The sequence below is a fragment of the Haemophilus paraphrohaemolyticus genome, from assembly GCF_002015045.1.
Classification (GTDB): Bacteria; Pseudomonadota; Gammaproteobacteria; order Enterobacterales; family Pasteurellaceae; genus Haemophilus_A; species Haemophilus_A paraphrohaemolyticus.
Genome location: NZ_MUXX01000008.1, coordinates 19,499 through 37,674, shown reverse-complemented (window position 1 = coordinate 37,674; position 18,176 = coordinate 19,499). Strand labels below are relative to the sequence as shown.

General features: G+C 39.3%; 17 protein-coding genes and 1 tRNA gene. 14 read left to right on the top strand and 4 right to left on the bottom strand.

Translation table 11 applies throughout. From position 1 onward, the window contains the following. The first annotated feature begins 12 nt into the window (after nucleotides 1-12). From B0184_RS05485 to B0184_RS05440, 10 genes are all read left to right on the top strand, one after another. Entirely contained in the window at nucleotides 13-450 is a 438-nt protein-coding gene (locus B0184_RS05485) for a nucleotidyltransferase substrate binding protein (RefSeq protein WP_005709682.1), read from the top strand. After that, on the top strand, nucleotides 443-772 hold the full coding sequence (locus tag B0184_RS05480; protein ID WP_005709641.1) for a nucleotidyltransferase family protein: 330 nt from the start codon (nucleotides 443-445) through the stop codon (nucleotides 770-772). The genes B0184_RS05485 and B0184_RS05480 overlap by 8 nt, the downstream gene beginning before the upstream one ends. Further along, the gene (locus B0184_RS05475) at nucleotides 772-1,812 is read left to right on the top strand and encodes an FAD:protein FMN transferase (protein ID WP_005709597.1); all 1,041 of its coding nucleotides are present in this window, start codon (nucleotides 772-774) and stop codon (nucleotides 1,810-1,812) included. The genes B0184_RS05480 and B0184_RS05475 overlap by 1 nt, the downstream gene beginning before the upstream one ends. Before the next feature lie 81 nt (nucleotides 1,813-1,893). After that, nucleotides 1,894-2,142, top strand: coding sequence for a (Na+)-NQR maturation NqrM (gene nqrM / locus B0184_RS05470; protein ID WP_005709601.1), 249 nt, complete (start codon nucleotides 1,894-1,896; stop codon nucleotides 2,140-2,142). 58 nt (nucleotides 2,143-2,200) lie between these two features. Beyond that, nucleotides 2,201-2,362, top strand: coding sequence for a nucleotidyltransferase substrate binding protein (locus tag B0184_RS10865; protein ID WP_078177646.1), 162 nt, complete (start codon nucleotides 2,201-2,203; stop codon nucleotides 2,360-2,362). A gap of 70 nt (nucleotides 2,363-2,432) precedes the next feature. After that, a complete protein-coding gene (locus tag B0184_RS05460) occupies nucleotides 2,433-2,654 on the top strand; it encodes a nucleotidyltransferase domain-containing protein (protein WP_232609937.1) in 222 nt (73 codons plus the stop codon). Between the two features lie 94 nt (nucleotides 2,655-2,748). Next, the gene (mnmA, locus tag B0184_RS05455) at nucleotides 2,749-3,903 is read left to right on the top strand and encodes a tRNA 2-thiouridine(34) synthase MnmA (protein WP_005709599.1); all 1,155 of its coding nucleotides are present in this window, start codon (nucleotides 2,749-2,751) and stop codon (nucleotides 3,901-3,903) included. A 19-nt stretch (nucleotides 3,904-3,922) separates the two neighbouring features. After that, nucleotides 3,923-4,402, top strand: coding sequence for a tRNA (uridine(34)/cytosine(34)/5-carboxymethylaminomethyluridine(34)-2'-O)-methyltransferase TrmL (trmL, locus tag B0184_RS05450; RefSeq protein WP_005709618.1), 480 nt, complete (start codon nucleotides 3,923-3,925; stop codon nucleotides 4,400-4,402). A gap of 88 nt (nucleotides 4,403-4,490) precedes the next feature. Further along, nucleotides 4,491-5,861, top strand: a complete 1,371-nt coding sequence (gorA, locus tag B0184_RS05445; RefSeq protein WP_005709629.1) for a glutathione-disulfide reductase — start codon at nucleotides 4,491-4,493, stop codon at nucleotides 5,859-5,861. A 63-nt stretch (nucleotides 5,862-5,924) separates the two neighbouring features. Next, nucleotides 5,925-6,752, top strand: a complete 828-nt coding sequence (locus B0184_RS05440; RefSeq protein WP_005709602.1) for a hypothetical protein — start codon at nucleotides 5,925-5,927, stop codon at nucleotides 6,750-6,752. A gap of 53 nt (nucleotides 6,753-6,805) precedes the next feature. Here the strand turns inward: B0184_RS05440 and B0184_RS05435 are convergent, their stop codons facing one another. Together B0184_RS05435 and B0184_RS05430 are read right to left on the bottom strand one after the other, a co-directional pair. Beyond that, on the bottom strand, nucleotides 6,806-8,470 hold the full coding sequence (locus B0184_RS05435) for a ribonucleoside-diphosphate reductase subunit alpha (RefSeq protein ID WP_005709652.1): 1,665 nt from the start codon (nucleotides 8,468-8,470) through the stop codon (nucleotides 6,806-6,808). Then, nucleotides 8,457-9,437 (bottom strand): ribonucleotide-diphosphate reductase subunit beta, encoded by a 981-nt coding sequence (locus tag B0184_RS05430; protein WP_005709668.1) that lies wholly within the window; start codon nucleotides 9,435-9,437, stop codon nucleotides 8,457-8,459. The genes B0184_RS05435 and B0184_RS05430 overlap by 14 nt, the downstream gene beginning before the upstream one ends. A 369-nt stretch (nucleotides 9,438-9,806) precedes the next feature. On the opposite strand from B0184_RS05430, the gene dusA reads away from it, so the two are divergent. Then, a complete protein-coding gene (gene dusA / locus B0184_RS05425; RefSeq protein ID WP_005709591.1) occupies nucleotides 9,807-10,787 on the top strand; it encodes a tRNA dihydrouridine(20/20a) synthase DusA in 981 nt (326 codons plus the stop codon). A gap of 8 nt (nucleotides 10,788-10,795) precedes the next feature. On the opposite strand, the gene B0184_RS05420 is transcribed toward dusA, so the two are convergent. Beyond that, nucleotides 10,796-13,222 (bottom strand): class I adenylate cyclase, encoded by a 2,427-nt coding sequence (locus B0184_RS05420; protein ID WP_050855476.1) that lies wholly within the window; start codon nucleotides 13,220-13,222, stop codon nucleotides 10,796-10,798. A 335-nt stretch (nucleotides 13,223-13,557) separates the two neighbouring features. On the opposite strand from B0184_RS05420, the gene fabB reads away from it, so the two are divergent. Beyond that, a complete protein-coding gene (fabB, locus tag B0184_RS05415; RefSeq protein WP_005709644.1) occupies nucleotides 13,558-14,775 on the top strand; it encodes a beta-ketoacyl-ACP synthase I in 1,218 nt (405 codons plus the stop codon). Between the two features lie 306 nt (nucleotides 14,776-15,081). Here fabB and mltA read toward each other — a convergent pair whose 3' ends face one another. Beyond that, nucleotides 15,082-16,203, bottom strand: a complete 1,122-nt coding sequence (gene mltA, locus B0184_RS05410) for a murein transglycosylase A (protein WP_005709680.1) — start codon at nucleotides 16,201-16,203, stop codon at nucleotides 15,082-15,084. 206 nt (nucleotides 16,204-16,409) lie between these two features. On the opposite strand from mltA, the gene B0184_RS05405 reads away from it, so the two are divergent. Together B0184_RS05405 and xseA are read left to right on the top strand one after the other, a co-directional pair. Then, a tRNA-Met gene (locus B0184_RS05405) sits at nucleotides 16,410-16,486 on the top strand. A 135-nt stretch (nucleotides 16,487-16,621) separates the two neighbouring features. Further along, a complete protein-coding gene (xseA, locus tag B0184_RS05400) occupies nucleotides 16,622-18,094 on the top strand; it encodes an exodeoxyribonuclease VII large subunit (RefSeq protein ID WP_005709589.1) in 1,473 nt (490 codons plus the stop codon). The last annotated feature ends 82 nt before the right edge of the window (nucleotides 18,095-18,176 follow it).

Sequence of the window (18,176 nt, the reverse complement as noted above, 5' to 3'; positions counted from 1 at the left end):
TACATATAAGCAATGACAGAGATATTAGATACAACTGCACTTGAAAAGGCTTTTACTTCCTTAGAAGAAACTTTAAGAAGTCTTGAAAATCAAGAATGGTTTAACGCTCAACAGCCGATCATACAAGACACCTTGATCGCGGGGGCGATTCAAAAATTTGAATTTGTCTATGAATTAGACATAAAAATGCTTAAACGGCAATTAAGACGTATTGCCTCAAATGATTTAGATATTGATAGTGTTGAATTTCGCGATGTGCTACGCCTCTCTCTGCAATATGGCTTAATTGAACGAATGGAAGACTGGCTAGATTACCGTAAAATGCGAAATATCACTTCTCATACTTATGATGAAAGCAAGGCACAACAAGTTTATAATGGCATTTTTGATTTTTTAGAAAGTAGCCGTTTTTTACTTAAACAATTACAACAACGTAATCAAGATGATTGATCTTAGTGTGAACCAGTTAGCGATTGTGCAAGAAATCCTAGCAAAGCAACTACCTACTACCAAGGTATGGGTGTTTGGTTCCCGCACCAAAGGAACTGCGAAGCCCTATTCTGACTTAGATTTGGTTTTGCTTACGGAAGTACCGCTTACTATTCGTCAGCAGAGAGAATTGGAAGAAGCCTTTTCAGATTCGGATTTACCGTTTAAAGTGGATCTGATTGATTGGGCAAGTTGTAGTGACAATTTTAAACAGATCATTTTAACTCGTTACGAAGATTTTCCTTTGCTAGATAAATCTTTATCAACCAAAGCAGTAGAATAATGAAACTTAAATCCCTTTTATTTCTTGCAATCGGCTCACTTTTTTTGACCGCTTGCGAAAAAGAGCCTGAACAAATTTCTTTTGAAGGTAAAACGATGGGAACGACCTACCATGTCAAATATATTGATGATGGTAAGGTGCAGCTTCCAAGAGCAGAAGAAGTGCAAAAGCAGCTTGATGGCTTGCTCAAAACGGTAAATGACGAAATGTCCACTTACCAAAAAGATTCGGAGATCAGTCAGTTTAATCACAATACTGAAACTAACCAACCTTTTGCGATTTCTAAAGATTTTGCCAAAGTGGTGCAAGAAGCGATTCGCTTGAATAAAGTGACTAATGGTGCATTAGATGTGACCGTGGGTCCGCTTGTGAATTTATGGGGCTTTGGACCAGATAAACGCTTAAATAAAGTACCTAGCGAAGCACAAATTGCGGAACGTGCAGCCGTAGTGGGGATTGATAAGTTTAGCCTTGATATGACGGGCGATAAGCCAACGCTTACTAAAAGCGTAAAAGGGCTTTACCTTGATCTTTCTTCTATTGCGAAAGGTTTTGGGGTAGATAAACTCGCTGAATGCTTAGAACAACTCGGTGTAAGTAACTATTTAGTCGAAATTGGCGGCGAATTGCGCGGCAAGGGCAACAATCTACAAGGTCAGCCGTGGCGAATTGCAATTGAACAACCAAACTTTGCTCAAGGTGAATCGGTGCAAATTATTGCCCCATTACATAATTTAGGGATGGCAACCTCTGGCAACTACCGTAACTATTTCGAAGATGAAAATGGCAACCGTATGTCGCATATTATTGACCCAAGCAAATTAAGCCCTGTAAGCCACAATCTTGCCTCAATTACCGTGCTTGCACCAACCACCATGACTGCCGATGGCTTATCTACAGGCTTATTTGTCCTTGGTCCAGAAAAGGCATTATCAATCGCTGAAAAAGAGAAATTAGCGGTATTCTTGATTATCAAAAAAGGCGATAATTTTGAAACTCAAATGTCGAGCGAATTTAAAAAATTAATCGAACAGAAATAACCAAATAATACAAAACGGTTACTGAGCTTGTTGAAGTATTCGTTTTGTGTTTGATTTGTCCTAAATAAATTGGAGTGAATAATGGAAATAGTTTTAATTACTTTCGGCTTCTTCATCGCCGTGATTTTCGCGATGTCTATCGGCTTTATCATCAAAGGCAAAACCATTAAAGGTAGCTGCGGTGGTATTACTGCCCTTGGTATGAAAAAAATGTGTGATTGCGAAGAGCCTTGCGATAACCTCAAAGCGAAAATCGCAGATGGTAGTGCGGATCCTGAAGAAGTGGCGCGTTTTAACAAAGGTGAACCGCAGTTTTATGAAGTGAAATAATGTAAGAGATTATTGGGAATATCAAGGTGATGTTGAGATTGGCGGTAGTTGAGATGCAATACGCTATGCTTTTAATCGCAATTTGATTAGTGATGGAGCGTTATGGCTTGAAATCGTACAAGATTGCATTCTATCTGTTCATACTTATGATGAAGCGACCGCTGAAAAAATGCTTAGTAAAATTTATGATGTTTATTCTCCTTTATTCTTGCAATTATAAGAGAAGATAAAAACAAAATGGCAGAACAGTTTAGATTAGATGTTAAACAGCAAAAATCATTACTGATATTTTGCGTAAATATCCCGAAGTAGAGAAAGACATTATTTATGGTTCTTGTGCTAAAGGAAACTATCGCGAAAGCTCTGATATTGATTTAACTTTAAAAGGTACAAATCTAATCCAAACGATTTTAACTAAAATTTGGTTAGATCTTGATGAATCTAATGATCCATATTTGTTTGATCTATCCATCTATAGCCAATTAACAAATCCTGATAGATCGTATAGGTAAAATCTTTTATCAAAAATAACGTAAATGCTCGGTTTTCCGAGCATTTTCCATATAACCAAATGTGCTTCGCCTTAACCGAAGTTACGGGAGAACTATGTTAAATTCAAACACTTACAATCAATACTTTCCTCAACTTTCCCCTGAACAACTTGCCGAAAACGCTAAGAAAAAAGTGATTATCGGTATGTCGGGCGGTGTGGATTCCTCTGTTTCTGCGTTTATTCTTCAACAACAAGGCTACCAAGTCGAAGGCTTGTTTATGAAAAACTGGGAAGAGGATGACGATACAGATTATTGCACTGCAGCAGCGGATTTAGCCGATGCGCAAGCTGTAGCAGATAAACTTGGTATGAAGCTGCACAAAATCAATTTTGCAGCGGAATACTGGGATAATGTATTCGAGCATTTTTTAAGTGAATATAAAGCAGGTCGCACGCCGAATCCTGATATTTTGTGCAACAAAGAGATCAAATTCAAAGCTTTTTTAGAGTATGCGGCTGAAGATTTAGGGGCAAATTATATTGCCACCGGGCATTATGTTCGTCGTAGTGGGGACGATGTCAATGCACAATTATTACGCGGTTTAGATGAAAATAAAGACCAAAGTTACTTCCTCTATGCGTTAAACAAAAAGCAAATCGGGAAGAGTTTGTTCCCAGTGGGCGGAATTGAAAAGCCGATTGTACGTAAAATTGCCGAAGATCTTGGCTTAGCCACGGCGAAGAAAAAAGATTCTACGGGGATATGTTTTATCGGCGAACGCAAATTTAAAGACTTTTTAGCCCGTTTCCTGCCTGCTCAACCAGGTGAAATACGTACCGTGGGCGGAAAAGTGATTGGTCGCCACGATGGATTAATGTATCACACCCTCGGGCAGCGTAAAGGTTTAGGTATTGGTGGTGTGAAAGGTTTAAGCGAAGATCCGTTCTATGTGGTGGAAAAAGATTTAATCAATAATGTATTAGTAGTTGCACAAGGACACGATAATTCTGCCTTGCTTTCCACCGGCTTAATTGCCTCGCAACTGACTTGGGTGGATATGCAACCGTTGCGTGAAAACTTACGTTGCACGGTAAAAACGCGCTACCGCCAAGCGGATATTCCGTGTGAAATTCAACCGCTTGATGACAACACCATCAAAGTGATTTTTGATGAGCCACAAATCGCTGTAACCCCAGGTCAATCCGCTGTATTCTACTTAGGCGAAATTTGCTTAGGTGGAGGCATTATTGAAACGCAAATCAAATAGCGAAAAAAGTGAGACGAAAATGTTAGATATTGTTTTATATGAACCCGAAATTCCGCAAAATAGCGGGAATATTATCCGACTTTGTGCAAACTGTGGTTTCCGTTTACATATGATTGAGCCGCTTGGTTTTACGTGGGATGACAAAAAATTAAAACGTTCTGGATTGGATTATCACGAGTTTGTGGACATCAAAAAATATAAAAACTTTGAAGATTTCTTAGAAACGGCAAAACCAAAACGTTTATTTGCTCTTACCACAAAAGGTGAGCCAAATCATAGCGATGTGCAGTATGAACTAGGTGATTTTTTGATGTTCGGCCCTGAAAGTAGGGGGATTCCTAAAGCGATTTTGGATACGCTACCGATGTCTCAAAAAATTCGTATTCCGATGTGTAAAGATAGTCGCAGTATGAATTTATCGAACTCAGTTGCGGTGGTCGTTTATGAAGCGTGGCGACAATTCGGCTACGCCAACTCTGTGCCTCGTCAGAATATTTAGGTTGATAACCTATCACAATAATTCAATACATTTTTTCAAAAAGCGGTTAAAATTAGACCGCTTTTATTTTATCAATAAGGAATAAAAAATGACTAAACATTACGATTACGTTGCTATCGGTGGCGGTTCAGGCGGTATTGCTTCTATCAACCGTGCAGCAAGCTATGGTAAAAAATGTGCGATTATCGAAGCGAAACACTTAGGCGGAACTTGTGTAAACGTGGGCTGTGTGCCGAAAAAAGTGATGTTCTACGGTGCCCATATTGCGGATGCAATCAACCAATATGCACCAGATTATGGCTTTGATGTGGAAGTGAAAGGCTTTGACTATGCGAAATTGGTAGAAAGCCGCCAAGCGTATATCAGCCGAATTCACACATCATACAACAACGTATTATCAAAAAACAATGTAGAGGTGTTAAACGGTTTTGCGCGTTTTAAAGATGCGAAAACGATTGAAGTGACTTATGCAGATGGCTTAACTGAATTAGTCACCGCAGATCACATTTTAATCGCGACGGGCGGTCGTCCAAGTATTCCAGCTGTTGAAGGGGCTGAATATGGAATCACTTCAGATGGCGTGTTTGAATTAAATACGTTGCCAAAACGCGTAGCGGTTGTAGGAGCTGGTTACATTGCGGTAGAAATCGCAGGTGTGTTTAATAGCTTAGGAACAGAAACGCATTTGTTTGTCCGCCAACATGCACCATTACGTAATCAAGATCCTTATATTTTAGAAGCGTTGATGCAAGTGATGGAACAAGATAGTATTCATTTACATACACACGCACTGCCTGAGAAAGTGGTAAAAAATGCGGATGGTTCACTCACATTAAAACTTAAAGATGGTCGAGAAACGACAGTAGATAACCTTATTTGGGCAATCGGTCGTGAGCCTGCAACAGATGTGATCAACCTTGAAGTAACCGGTGTGAAAACAAACGAGCGTGGTCAAATTATCGTCGATAAATTCCAAAACACAAATGTAGAAGGTATTTACGCTGTGGGCGATATTATCGAAGGTGGTATTGAATTAACGCCAGTAGCAGTAGCGGCAGGTCGTCGTTTATCAGAACGTTTATTCAACAATAAACCGAACGAGCATTTAGATTACAACCTTGTACCAACGGTTGTATTCAGCCATCCACCAATCGGTACGGTCGGCTTAACCGAACCTCAAGCGATTGAACAATATGGTGAAGCAAATGTGAAAGTGTACAAATCTTCGTTCACAGCAATGTATACTGCAGTAACACAGCATCGCCAACCTTGCCGAATGAAGCTAGTGTGTGTTGGACCAGAAGAGAAAGTCGTCGGTTTACATGGTATCGGCTTTGGAGTTGATGAGATGATCCAAGGCTTTGCGGTAGCAATCAAGATGGGAGCAACCAAAGCAGACTTTGATAACACAGTGGCGATTCACCCAACAGGTTCAGAAGAATTTGTTACAATGCGTTAAAAAATATTATAAAATGAGTCGCTTTTGGCTCATTTTATTTTTTACAGTTTATAAGGATATAAAATGAAAAAAATGTTAGTTTTAGGCGGAGTGGGGATAGCCTTGCTTGTTGCTTGTGATCGTTCAATTGAATCAAGATTACAACAAAATACTTCAGATAATACGAAGCAATCTGCAACAACGAGTGCAGAAGAAAAAACAGTGCAGGCGGTAGAAAAAAACGAAGGAACTGCAAAACCTCAAAAAGATCTTTTGCCTGAAGAAATTAAGGGTATAAAAGAGATTGAACCACCAAAAGAGGTTATTCATAAAGAAATAATAAATGAGTCAAGCTCTGTTAATCAACCAGTATCAGAAAAAGCCCCCCAAATAACATCCGAAACTAATATTGCACCTGTAAAAAAAGCTTCTGAAATAAAAAAAGAAAATTCTAAGAAAGCAGCTCAACCAGAAATAAAACTTTCTGTTAAATCAGAAATAAAATCGGGTGCTAAAGTTGGTGCATTAGTGCAAAAAACTGAACTGACCAAAAATAGTCAAAATATAACTAAGCAATCTAAAAAAGATGCTATAAAAAAAGAAACTATAGTCAAAAACACCAAATTAAAAGATAAGAATCAATCTGATAAAAAAATAGCAGATAAACATATTGATACAACAGAAAATAAAGAAAATCATTCAGTCGAGGAAATATCTAAAAATAATCACACGGGTATTTATGAGAATGGTCAACTCGTCAGTAATTTTACTGAAGAAGAATTACGTTTAGGAGCTCAAAGACCCTTAACGAAAGATGAGATTCAATATTATAAAAGTCTCTGTCGTTATGCCTATATGTCTGAACAAGATGTTATCGATAACCGATGTGAATATAAGCAAGCAAATAGATAACGAAAATGGCTAAAAGAATTTAATCTTTTAGCCATTTTTATATCTGTATTTATTTAACCTTCACAGCTTGAGCAACTTAACAAGTTGCGGTTAAATACTTGTGCTGCACTCATTGAGTATTGGTAGTAAATTGATTTTAAACCTAACTCTTCTGCGGTTAAGTATAACTGGTTCAAGTCTTTTGCAGGTGTTGCAGGATGGACCATAATGTTAATACTTTGACCTTGGTCGATGTATTTTTGGCGTTGTGCTGCTTGTTGAATAACGCTTAACTGGCTGATCTCAGAGAAGGTTTTGAATACCTCTTTCTCTTCATCGGTTAATTGTGCTAAATGTTGCACAGAACCATCATTATGTAAGATAGATTCCCAAATTTCTTCGTTATCTAAGCCTTTTTCTTTGAGTAATTTCTCTAAGAATGGGTTTTTGTAAACAGTTTTGATCTTTGCTAAATCTTTCACATAGTAGTTTGATTTAAATGGCTCAACGGATGGTGATACGCTACCCAAAATAAAACTACTTGATTTGGTTGGCGCAATTGACATCAATGTGGTATTACGACGACCGTAGCCTTTTAAAATTTCAGGTTCACCAAAACGTTTCGCTAATTCTTGCGATGCTTTTAAGGTTTTTTCCTGTAATGTACGGAACACTTCATTGTTTTTTTGCATTGCTTGGAAACTGTCAAACGCAATGTTGTTCGCTTGCAAGTAGCTATGCCAACCTAATACCCCTAAGCCTAATGCACGATGGCGACGAGCAAACTTATTCGCACGATGTAAGAATGGAATTTCGTTACTTTTCTCAATAAATTCACTCATTACCATATCTAAGAAATAAGTTAATACTTCAGGTGCATCTGTGTCCTTCCACTCATCAAAATAGAGCAAATTCATAGAAGATAAGCAACAAACGAAACTCTCATCTGAGCTGGATGGCAACATAATTTCAGTACACAAGTTTGAGGCGTGTACCGTCATATTTTTATCTTTATAAACGTCTGGACGACCTGCATTTGCATTGTCTTTAAAGAATAAATATGGAATACCCGTTTCGGTTTTGCGTTGTAATAATTTAGCCCAAAGCTGGCGTTTATATGGATCGCCTGATTTCATTGATTCTAACCAATCGTGTCCTACACAAACGCCGTAGTACATCAATTGGATTGGGTTACCTTCAGTGTGAATGTCTAACCACTCATCAATATCGCCGTGTTCGATGTCGATATAGCCCGCAAATTGACCTTTACGTGATGTACCTTGTGAAATAACATCAATCACAGTATCAAATAGCTTGCTGAAGTTAAATGAACCGTCCGATTTACCATTATTTTTGATAGCAGAACCACGTGGACGAATATCACCAAAATAACCTGATGTACCGCCGCCGATTTTGCTCATCATCCCCACTTCTGCAGTGGTTTCCATAATTTCATGGATTGAGTCACCAATGTAGCTACCAAAACAAGAAATTGGCAAACCGCGATCTAAACCAAAGTTAGACCAAATTGGCGAAGAGAGTGAAAAATAGCCTCGAGCCATATAGTGATAGAATTTATCCGCATAGCCTTCAATGCCAAGTTTACGTTCAGCGTGTTCAGCAATATAACGAATACGGTCTAAAGCGGTTGTGCCCTCAAGCAAGTAACCACGTTGTAAGAATAAACGGCTATCTTCATTTAGCCATGCAAAATCGGGGCGAGAATTAGAATAAATCATCTGCGGTAATCTGTTTCATTTTTTTACTATAATCGGTGCTACGTTTGTTAAAGAAATCTGTTTCTTTCGTTGAAAGAATTTCAATATCAAACCACTCAGTTTCTTTTAACAACTCAGGATTGATGTCGTATGGAGGCTCTAAACCTAATGTTATCAATGAGTTGTTATAGCGGCTTTTAATATAATTAAGCACAGTTTCTTTGCTAATAAAGCTCAAACCACCGTCTTCAAAAATCCAATCTAAAATGCCTTTTTCAGCCTCAAATGCTTGATCAGATAAAGTTTTTAATTCAACAAAGAACTCGTCTGTAAATAATTCTGAATGCTCATCACGTAAAATTTCGTATAACGCAATCCCAAATTTACCGTGAATTTCTTCTTCTTTTGAAGTCGCTTCAACCGCATTTGAAATGCCTTTAAACAAGTTTTTATGTTTATTGAACGACATCATAATTAAGAACTGACCAAACAGAGAAATATGCTCAACAAAGAGTGAGAAAAGCACTAATGAAAGCACAAACTCGCCTTTGCCCGCGTCTTTATCTTTCATAAACGCTTCCATATAGCGTATACGGTTCATAAGCGGTTCAATCTCTTGAATTTGGCTAAACATCTCGTTTAAACCGAGTTTTTCGAGCAAGAATGAATAAGCATCTTTGTGGCGAACTTCTGATTCAGCAAAAGTACCGCCTACATCGTCCATTTCAGGTTTCGGGAAATAACGATAGAGCTCACCCCAGAAACGTTTTACATTCACTTCTACCTGTGAAATCGCCAGCATTGCGCGTGTTAAAACGCGGCGTTCATGGTCGGTAATAGTGGTGCGATAATCTTGAATATCGCCTGTAAAATTGAACTCAGTGTGTAACCAATATGAGTGGCGGATAGCATCTTTAAACTCAAGCAGTTCTGGATATTCGTATGGCTTGATGTTCAAGCGCTTTTCAAAAAGATTACGTCTTTTCATACTTTGCTCTATCTTTTGCATAATTTAATTGAGGGAGAAACTGGGCGCAGATTCTAGGGAATTTCTTTGGTAAGAACAAGTCTTGACAAATCACTATTTTTAATAGCTTATTGATTTATAAAGGAAAAAATCTTTTAGATAAATTCATTCTATATCTTGTGTTTGAGTTGGTGTAAAAGTACAAGATATTGTGTTGTTTAATCTTGTAGATATCTTGTGCGGATTTTCAAACTTTTATAGGAAATTAAGGCAAAATCATTTGATTTGTAGTATTATCTCGCCATTTTTCACATTTATTACAAGTGGTTATATTTCTAAAATCGTTTGCAAAGCTCTCAAAAAATTTAACCGCTTTTAACTAATAAAACTATGCAAAAAAATGTTTACTCAGGGCGATTTTCCGTTGCCCCTATGTTGGATTGGACCACGCGTCATTGCCGTTATTTTCATCGCCAATTTAGCCAACACGCTCTACTTTATACTGAAATGATTACTGCTCCAGCAATCCTTCACGCCAAATATGATCTGTTAGAATACGATCCTGCGGAAAACCCAGTGGCGTTGCAATTAGGCGGGAGCAATCCAAAACAGCTTGCACATTGTGCCAAATTAGTCGAAGAACGCGGTTACGCTGAAGTGAATTTAAACGTCGGCTGCCCTTCTGATCGCGTACAAAACGGGATGTTTGGTGCGTGCTTAATGGGTAAAGCAGATTTAGTCGCAGACTGCATCAAAGCAATGCAAGATGCGGTACAAATTCCCGTTACGGTTAAACATCGCATCGGCATTGATGATTTAGATAGCTATGAATTTCTCTGCGATTTCATCGAAAAAGTGCAAGCTTACTCGAATGATTTTATCGTACATGCCCGCAAAGCATGGCTTTCTGGCTTAAGCCCGAAAGAAAACCGAGAAATTCCACCGCTTGATTATGAACGCGTCTATCAACTCAAGCGAGATTTTCCACACCTCAACATTTCCATCAATGGTGGGATTAAGACAATTGAAGAAATTAAATATCATCTTCAATTCGTCGATGGCGTAATGGTAGGTCGTGAGGCTTATCAAAATCCTTCATTATTGGGCGAAATTGATTCGCAAATTTTTGGCGAAAATCGACCTCTTGTTACTGCCCGTGAAGCAGTTGAAAAAATGTTGCCTTATATTGAAAAGGAATTAGCGAAAGGCGTTTACCTCAATCACATCGTTCGCCATATGCTTGGTGCATTCCAAAACTGCAAAGGAGCAAGACAGTGGCGCCGCTATTTAAGCGAAAATGCGTGCAAAGCGGGAGCGAATGTCTCAGTAGTGGAAGAGGCGTTGAAGTTTGTAGAGAACACAACGTCCTAAAGAAAATTTTATTTTTTTTGTTGCATAAATTCCCTATGCTGCCTACTTTGAAATGGCACGATTTTCACCTCATCGCCTTCTTCTAAAAGTTGGTAGAATTGCGGGTAGTTAAAAATGCTGTTTTGGTCATTTTCAAGATATTGCTCTGCATACAAGCGGTTGATTTCTCGAATTTTTTCTTCTTTTGTACCGTTGCAGCTAGTGTAGTTTTCGATGTGATTATTTTCGTCTAAAATATAGACGTTAAAGCAGCCATTTTTGCCATCTTCAAAGAAGAATTGTAAGAAGCCTTCGCTGGCGAAATCGTTAATTTTACTTGGGTAAACCACCACGCGATTTTCGCCTTTTTTGCTTAAATGGCTTAATGTAGTAAGACGTTTTACTTTTTTGACCGCTTGTTCTGCCACAGGTTTAATTTTTACATTCTTATCGCTAAACACGAGCTGCCAAGTTCTGCCTGCCACTTTCACCGTATTAAACGTATTTGCATAAATCGATCCTGTTTGTACTGAAATGCAGCGATGCACCAGATCCGCGATGGTTTCCCGCAATTCGCTGCGGAACTGTTTGCTATAACAGAACACATTGACCGATTGCGGAGGTGCTGAATCGCGGTAGATTTTGTTGGAAAGCAACTTCAACGCATTCAAAACAGCTTGCTCGCCCTCAAAATGTTGGGTGCGGATTTCATTCCACATATTGCGGTAGATAATGCTCACGCTGCCCACCAAATTTTGCTCAAAAGCATTAAAACTGAATAAGTCGCTGGAGTGGAAATCACGGCGAATATCGGCAAAGTGTTGCGTTGGGTCGTTTGTCAGGTTAATTGCTAAAATAAGGCTACGAATTTCGTTTGGATGCAATAATTCATTTTCGCTGATTTTCGGAGCAGAAACGGGGAAAAAGAGTCGTAGATCGGTAATAAATTGACGAAGTTTCTGTAAATCAATGTGTCGGCTAACCACGTGTAATTTGGTGCTCACGGTAATCACGCCGTTGAAATATGCCCACGCCACCAGTTTATGCAAATTTTTGTTGTATTGAACAAAACGCTGTGAGGAGTCGTAGATGCTTTTAGGTGATTGGTTAATCAAATACCAACCCGCTTTCATTGCCGAACCTTCTTGGGCTTCAATAAAAGTAATATTTTGTTCCGATAAATCAAGCGTAATATGCGGATTTAGCAAGGTGACTTTACCAGGCAGCACTTCAAAAACCGAATAGAGCTTACGCATTAAAATATCGGTATCGTTCGTCATGATGCTTGGATCAATATGGAATTTACGGGCAAAATTGATTAAATTGCGATAACTTTGTAAAAGCTGTTCTATCAGCATTTTATCTTGTATGATTGCCTGTTTCATCTTCCAATTTGGGCGATCGTTTAATAATGCAATCTGTTGTGCATTCCAGCCCCAATGCTTAATTAAGGCTTGTAATTCACGCTCACGCCAGTTATAGAGTACTTTTCCTTCTTTAGCTTTGAGGTAAAAACATTGACGCAAGCGGTCTAATCTTGACAATTCTTTGCGATCTTTAAGGTAATCCGTTACTTGCTCAAGCATTGCCAAATAAGGGTCGAAGTGATAATGCTCCGTTTTGTTGCTCAATAGTTTTTGCTTAAATTGTTTTGAAATGAGTTTGGTTTCTGGGTAGGTTTGGGCGTAGCTTTCCAACAACAAAATTTTGATTGCCGACTTGTAAGGGCTTTCGATCCCTTTATAAAGCTGCCATAAACTCGCTCCAAAAAATTCGGAGGTAGAAAGTGAGGAAAAGTCGCCGAAATCGATCCATTCGCTCAGATCTATTTTTTTTGATTTAATCGCTTTTTTATAGGTATTATCAGGTAAATGCAACCAAAGTAGGCGTTTGCCTGCCAAGCGAACCGCTGAACGATAAAACTCATCAAGCAAGAAAAAATGTTGTGCTGAGCCACTGTGCTCTTCACTTACGCCGTAATTATGGTGATTATCTTTGAAGTGTTCCGGGTTCATCAAATAGAAATTGACTTCAATGCCTAACCCTTTCGCCCATTGGGTTAATTTGGCGAGTTTTTGCTCGATAAGTTGGTAAGCCTCTCGGCTCAACTCTTGAGAATAGCAAAGCCATAAATCTAAATCAGATTTAGTTGTTTGCACGATAGAGCCTGTACTTCCCATTGAATAAAGCCCATCAAAGGCGTAATCAGCAACTTCTTTGCGTTCGGTTTCAGAAATAAGAGTATTAAAAAAACGTTTCTGATAGGGGTTAAACGTAAATTTGGCGAGCCCATATGGAGCATTTTCCACATAGGCAGGAAGTTCGGGTAGGTTATAATGCAAAAGCAGAGGTAATAAATAGAAAACGTGCTTAAAGTGGGTATTATTTGATGCCAATGCACGCTGAATACGATGTTGATCTAACGCATCAATTTTCTCAATTGCTTGAGCCAGCATTGCATCAATATAATGAGAACGATCTGAATGCGTGGCGATTGACGTTAGATTTTTCACTTCAGAATCCCTTCTAGTGGATTTTAAGAACTAAGTTACAGGTTAGAATTTGGCATAACTCTAACAGTTTAAACAAAAAAGTAAAGATAAAGCCCATTGCTTCAAGCAAGAAGATTGATTTTGCCCAAACAACAGCTCGGATCACATAAACAATTCGTTAAAGTGGTTCAGAGAAAGTATAAAATTGTGTAAAATAGCCAAGTTTTTCTAGATTTTCATACAGTTTTGTTGAAAGTTTGAACGATTTGTTATATTTCCAAGCACTCAAAGGATAAAAGATGAAAAGAGTCGTTATTACAGGTTTAGGTATTATTTCTAGTATCGGTAACAACAAAGAAGAAGTTTTAGCTTCATTAAAAGAAGGTAAATCAGGGATTGAATTTGTGCCTGAATTTGCAGAAGTGGGAATGCGTAGCCAAGTAGCGGGTACAGTAAAATTAAATCCTGCCGAGTTAATCGATCGCAAAATTTATCGCTTTATGGGCGATGCGGCAGCTTATGCATACCTTTCAATGAAAGAAGCGATTGCAGATTCTGGCTTAATCGAAGAACAGGTTTCAAATGACCGCACAGGTTTAGTGATCGGTGCAGGTACAGGTTCTGCACATAGCCAATTAGTCGCATGTGATGCGGTGCGTGGTCCACGTGGTGTGAAAGCAGTGGGGCCTTATGCGGTAACCAAAACCATGGCTTCAAGTGTTTCAGCTTGTTTAGCGACTCCTTATAAAATCCGTGGTGTGAACTACTCAATCAGTTCCGCTTGTGCAACTTCGGCTCACTGTATCGGTCACGCGATGGAATTAATCCAATTAGGTAAACAAGATGTGGTTTTCGCAGGTGGTGCGGAAGAACTTTCTTGGGAATGTGCAACTGAATTCGACGCAATGGGTGCAGTTTCAACTAAATATAATGACACCCCAACCAAAGCAAGCCGTGCTTATGATGCAAACCGTGATGGTTTCGTGATTGCAGGCGGTGGTGCAGTTGTTGTGGTGGAAGAGTTAGAACATGCTTTAGCACGTGGTGCGAAAATTTACGCAGAAATCGTAGGCTATGGTGCAACTTCAGATGGTTACGATATGGTTGCTCCAAGCGGTGAAGGAGCTGAGCGTTGTATGAAACAAGCGATGGCAACTGTAAATGGTGAAATTGAATACATCAATGTACACGGTACTTCAACCCCAGTAGGCGATGTAAAAGAGTTAGGTGCAATCAAAAACGTATTTGGCGAAAAAACACCTGCGATTTCATCAACTAAATCAATGACGGGTCACTCATTAGGTGCTGCTGGCGCACACGAAGCAATCTACTCATTATTGATGTTAGACAACGGCTTCATTGCACCAAGCATCAACATTGAAACACTAGATGAACAAGCGCAAGGCTTAAACATCGTGACAGAACGCCAAGACAAAGCATTGACAACTGTAATGTCAAATAGCTTCGGTTTCGGTGGTACAAACGCTTGTTTAGTGTTCCAAAAATATAATGGTTAATTGGTAAATTATCCAAAGAAAATGCCCGCTTGTAGCGGGCATTTTGCATCTTATTCCATTTATCTATGAAAGAAAATCATCGTCCACGGCAATACATAGGCTTGGAGTATGGTAAGCAAGCCTAAGAAGGTGCGCTATCGCTGCCATGTACCACCCATGGCGCTATAGTTCTGTACCCAAGCTTCCATAATTCGTCCTGAAATGAGTTGAATTATGGAAATCTTAGAGGTTAATTTGTTAAAGATCTGTGAAATAGATCACAGAATTGAAACATTAAAGCGAGATAGGTTGAAAAATGGTCTATTTTTAGTTTAACACCCAAACACGCCCAAAGTGTTTTAATAAACCTGCAGTTTGAGCGGCTTTATTATTAGCGTTTTCAATACCTTGGTAGATATCAAAGTGATGACCTTTTATTGCACCGCCCACATCTAAAGCCACCATCAAACGCATTTCGTGCTTGCCTGTCCAATTGCCTTGGTCGTCAATTAATGGCATCTCTACTAATAACACACTGCCTGATGGCACAATGCTTTTGTCTGAGGCAACGGATGCGAGCGCAACTAATGGCACGCCTGCTGAACCTTTTACGTCATGAGTATCATCAAAGCGGAAGAAAACGTAAGATGGATTGCGCTCAAGTAAGCTTTGAGTACGGCTTGGGTTGCGTTTTGCCCAATCTTTGATGGCTTGAGCTGACATTTTTTCCTTTGGAATTTCTCCATCTTCAACTAACAGGCGCCCAACAGAGGCATATTTGAAACCATTTTGTCCTGCATAAGCCACATGGCTTAAATGTCCTTCGCCAAAATCGATAAAACCACTGCCTTGCACACCTAAGAAGAAGTTGTCTACCATGGAGTTAGAATAAGCGATCTCTAAGCCTCTGCCTGCTAATGCGCCATTGTAAATTTGGGCACGGGTAAAGCGTTTATTAGAGCTTGGTAAGCTGTATAACGGATGCTGAAACTCGCCTTGCGGTGTGCGTCGAGCTTGCAATACGGGGGCGTAATAGCCTGTAAATACGACGTTTTGATAGCCATCTTTACCACGCATTAAGTTAATATTGATGCCGTATTTGGCAAGGTCATTCACGTTCGCGCCTGCATCTACCCAGCGTTGCACTTTGCTATACACACCTGCGTAACTGCCTGTAATACGGCTTGAGTAGCTACGCACATAGTTGAGTTGTGAAATGAAGTCTCGCCCATTAACAATCGGCTGTTTATTTTCAACCGCTTGCACACGAGCAAAATTCATGTAAGAAGGCATTACTTGGCGATTTTGGTAAATTGCACCAAGTTTAGCATTTTCGGCATAAATGCTCGCAATTGAGCTTGTTTGAGAAGTCGGCTTTGATGAGCAACCGATAATTAAGAGAGAAAATAGCGTTGCGCCTGCCCATTTAGCATATGCTTTCCAATTCATCATAAATCCATCATTTGCGAAAATAAGGTACATAGCCTACCAAAATTTGGGCAAAAACGGTAGCAGATTTAGCAAAATTTTATCGGGCAAAATGCAGGGTTTTGGTGGTTTTATATTGAATTTGTTTTAGAAATAGTCAAACAAATGCTTTTTTGAAAATAAGGCTTGCTATTTTCACTATTCGGCGTATTATACACTCTATCAGACGCGGGGTGGAGCAGCTTGGTAGCTCGTCGGGCTCATAACCCGAAGGTCGTTGGTTCAAATCCGGCCCCCGCAACCAAATTCTTAACCCTTCGATTTATATCGAAGGGTTTTTTCTTATTTGCAAAGTAGTATTCAAAAATAACCGCTTGCAGCCATCTTTCTTTCTGCTTTAAACTGTTCTCAAATCATTTAATTATCCGCATCAACATTTATGCAAAATTCAACTTCCAATATTTTTACCGTGACTCAGCTTAACTATTCTGTCCGTCATTTGCTCGAAGTGGAGCTTGGGCAAGTTTGGCTTACGGGCGAAATTTCGAATTTCAGTCAGCCTGTTTCGGGGCATTGGTATCTCACGCTCAAAGATGAGAATGCTCAAGTGCGTTGTGCGATGTTTAAGATGAAAAATCTACGTGTGAATTTTCGCCCACAAAACGGAATGCAAGTGTTGGTAAGAGCGAGTGTTAGCCTTTATGAGCCACGCGGTGATTACCAACTAATTATTGAAAGTATGCAAATGGCGGGCGATGGTTTGCTTCAACAGCAGTTTGAAGGACTCAAAATGAAGTTGGCAGCACAAGGGCTCTTTGCTCAAGAGCATAAAAAGCCAATTCCCAAATTTGTAAAACGAGTGGGGATAATTACATCGCCAAGTGGAGCCGCATTGCAGGATATTTTACATATTTTGAACCGCCGTGATCCATCGCTTCAAGTTGTAATCTATCCAACACTAGTGCAAGGAAAAGAGGCAACGCAAGATATTATCGATACGATCAGACTAGCTAATCAACGTAAAGAATGTGATGTGTTGATTGTGGGGCGTGGTGGTGGTTCGCTTGAAGATCTTTGGTGCTTCAATGAAGAAGCGGTGGCTTATGCGATTTATCAATCTGAGTTGCCAATTATTAGTGCTGTTGGGCACGAAACCGATGTAACGATTGCCGATTTTGTAGCGGATTTACGCGCTCCAACCCCGTCTGCTGCAGCGGAATTAGTTAGCCGAGATCAGCAAGAAATTGTGCGACAACTACAACATCATTTAAACATGGTGAACTTGGCATTTGATCGTCTTTGGGCGGAAAAACTTTCTCGTTTTCAACACATTAACCTTCGCTTAAATGCCCAAAGCCCAGCAAAACAGCTTGAGTTGCTTCATTTCAAATTAACTCAGATTTTTGGCCGCTTGCAAGGGAGATTAGAGCAATCTTTGAAGCTAAAAGAGCAGAAAATTGCTCAGCTTTTTTTACGGGTACAAGCAAAGCATCCAAGTCGTCAATTAGAACTGCAAAAATTGCATTTAACACAGCAAGAAACGCGACTTTGCAAGCAAATAGAGCAACTTTTTAATGTAAAAAGACAGAAATTCTATTTTGCCAAACAGTGGTTAGATAACAGCACTTTACCGCATAACATTAGTCGCCAAAACCAGAACTTGCAGCAATTGTCGCATAGACTAACCTATTTAATCGAAAAGCAATTCACTAAACAGCAGCAAGGCTTCCATGCATTATGCACGAAGTTAGATGGATTAAGCCCGCTTAAAATTTTAGGGCGTGGTTATTCGATCACACAAAATGATCAACAGCACGTGATTACAAATACAAAACAGATCACCAAAGGTGATCGAATTACTACACAGCTTGTAAATGGACAAATTCTTAGCGAAGTGATCGCAATCAAGTAAGATTGTTTCTTTTTTGTTCGCTACTTAAATAGAAATAAATATTCTTTAAAAATCATATGGATAGCGAATTATCCATAGAGTT

Bases quoted from the DNA above. Each gene is read 5' to 3' on its own strand.
- dusA (WP_005709591.1), top strand. From the start codon at position 9,807: ATGCAAAAAAATGTTTACTCAGGGCGATTTTCCGTTGCCCCTATGTTG.
- B0184_RS05435 (WP_005709652.1), bottom strand. From the start codon at position 8,470: ATGATTTATTCTAATTCTCGCCCCGATTTTGCATGGCTAAATGAAGAT.
- trmL (WP_005709618.1), top strand. From the start codon at position 3,923: ATGTTAGATATTGTTTTATATGAACCCGAAATTCCGCAAAATAGCGGG.
- B0184_RS05480 (WP_005709641.1), top strand. From the start codon at position 443: ATGATTGATCTTAGTGTGAACCAGTTAGCGATTGTGCAAGAAATCCTA.
- xseA (WP_005709589.1), top strand. From the start codon at position 16,622: ATGCAAAATTCAACTTCCAATATTTTTACCGTGACTCAGCTTAACTAT.
- B0184_RS05430 (WP_005709668.1), bottom strand. From the start codon at position 9,437: ATGAAAAGACGTAATCTTTTTGAAAAGCGCTTGAACATCAAGCCATAC.
- mltA (WP_005709680.1), bottom strand. From the start codon at position 16,203: ATGAATTGGAAAGCATATGCTAAATGGGCAGGCGCAACGCTATTTTCT.
- B0184_RS05485 (WP_005709682.1), top strand. From the start codon at position 13: ATGACAGAGATATTAGATACAACTGCACTTGAAAAGGCTTTTACTTCC.
- B0184_RS05440 (WP_005709602.1), top strand. From the start codon at position 5,925: ATGAAAAAAATGTTAGTTTTAGGCGGAGTGGGGATAGCCTTGCTTGTT.
- nqrM (WP_005709601.1), top strand. From the start codon at position 1,894: ATGGAAATAGTTTTAATTACTTTCGGCTTCTTCATCGCCGTGATTTTC.
- mnmA (WP_005709599.1), top strand. From the start codon at position 2,749: ATGTTAAATTCAAACACTTACAATCAATACTTTCCTCAACTTTCCCCT.
- B0184_RS05420 (WP_050855476.1), bottom strand. From the start codon at position 13,222: ATGCTGGCTCAAGCAATTGAGAAAATTGATGCGTTAGATCAACATCGT.
- B0184_RS05475 (WP_005709597.1), top strand. From the start codon at position 772: ATGAAACTTAAATCCCTTTTATTTCTTGCAATCGGCTCACTTTTTTTG.
- fabB (WP_005709644.1), top strand. From the start codon at position 13,558: ATGAAAAGAGTCGTTATTACAGGTTTAGGTATTATTTCTAGTATCGGT.
- gorA (WP_005709629.1), top strand. From the start codon at position 4,491: ATGACTAAACATTACGATTACGTTGCTATCGGTGGCGGTTCAGGCGGT.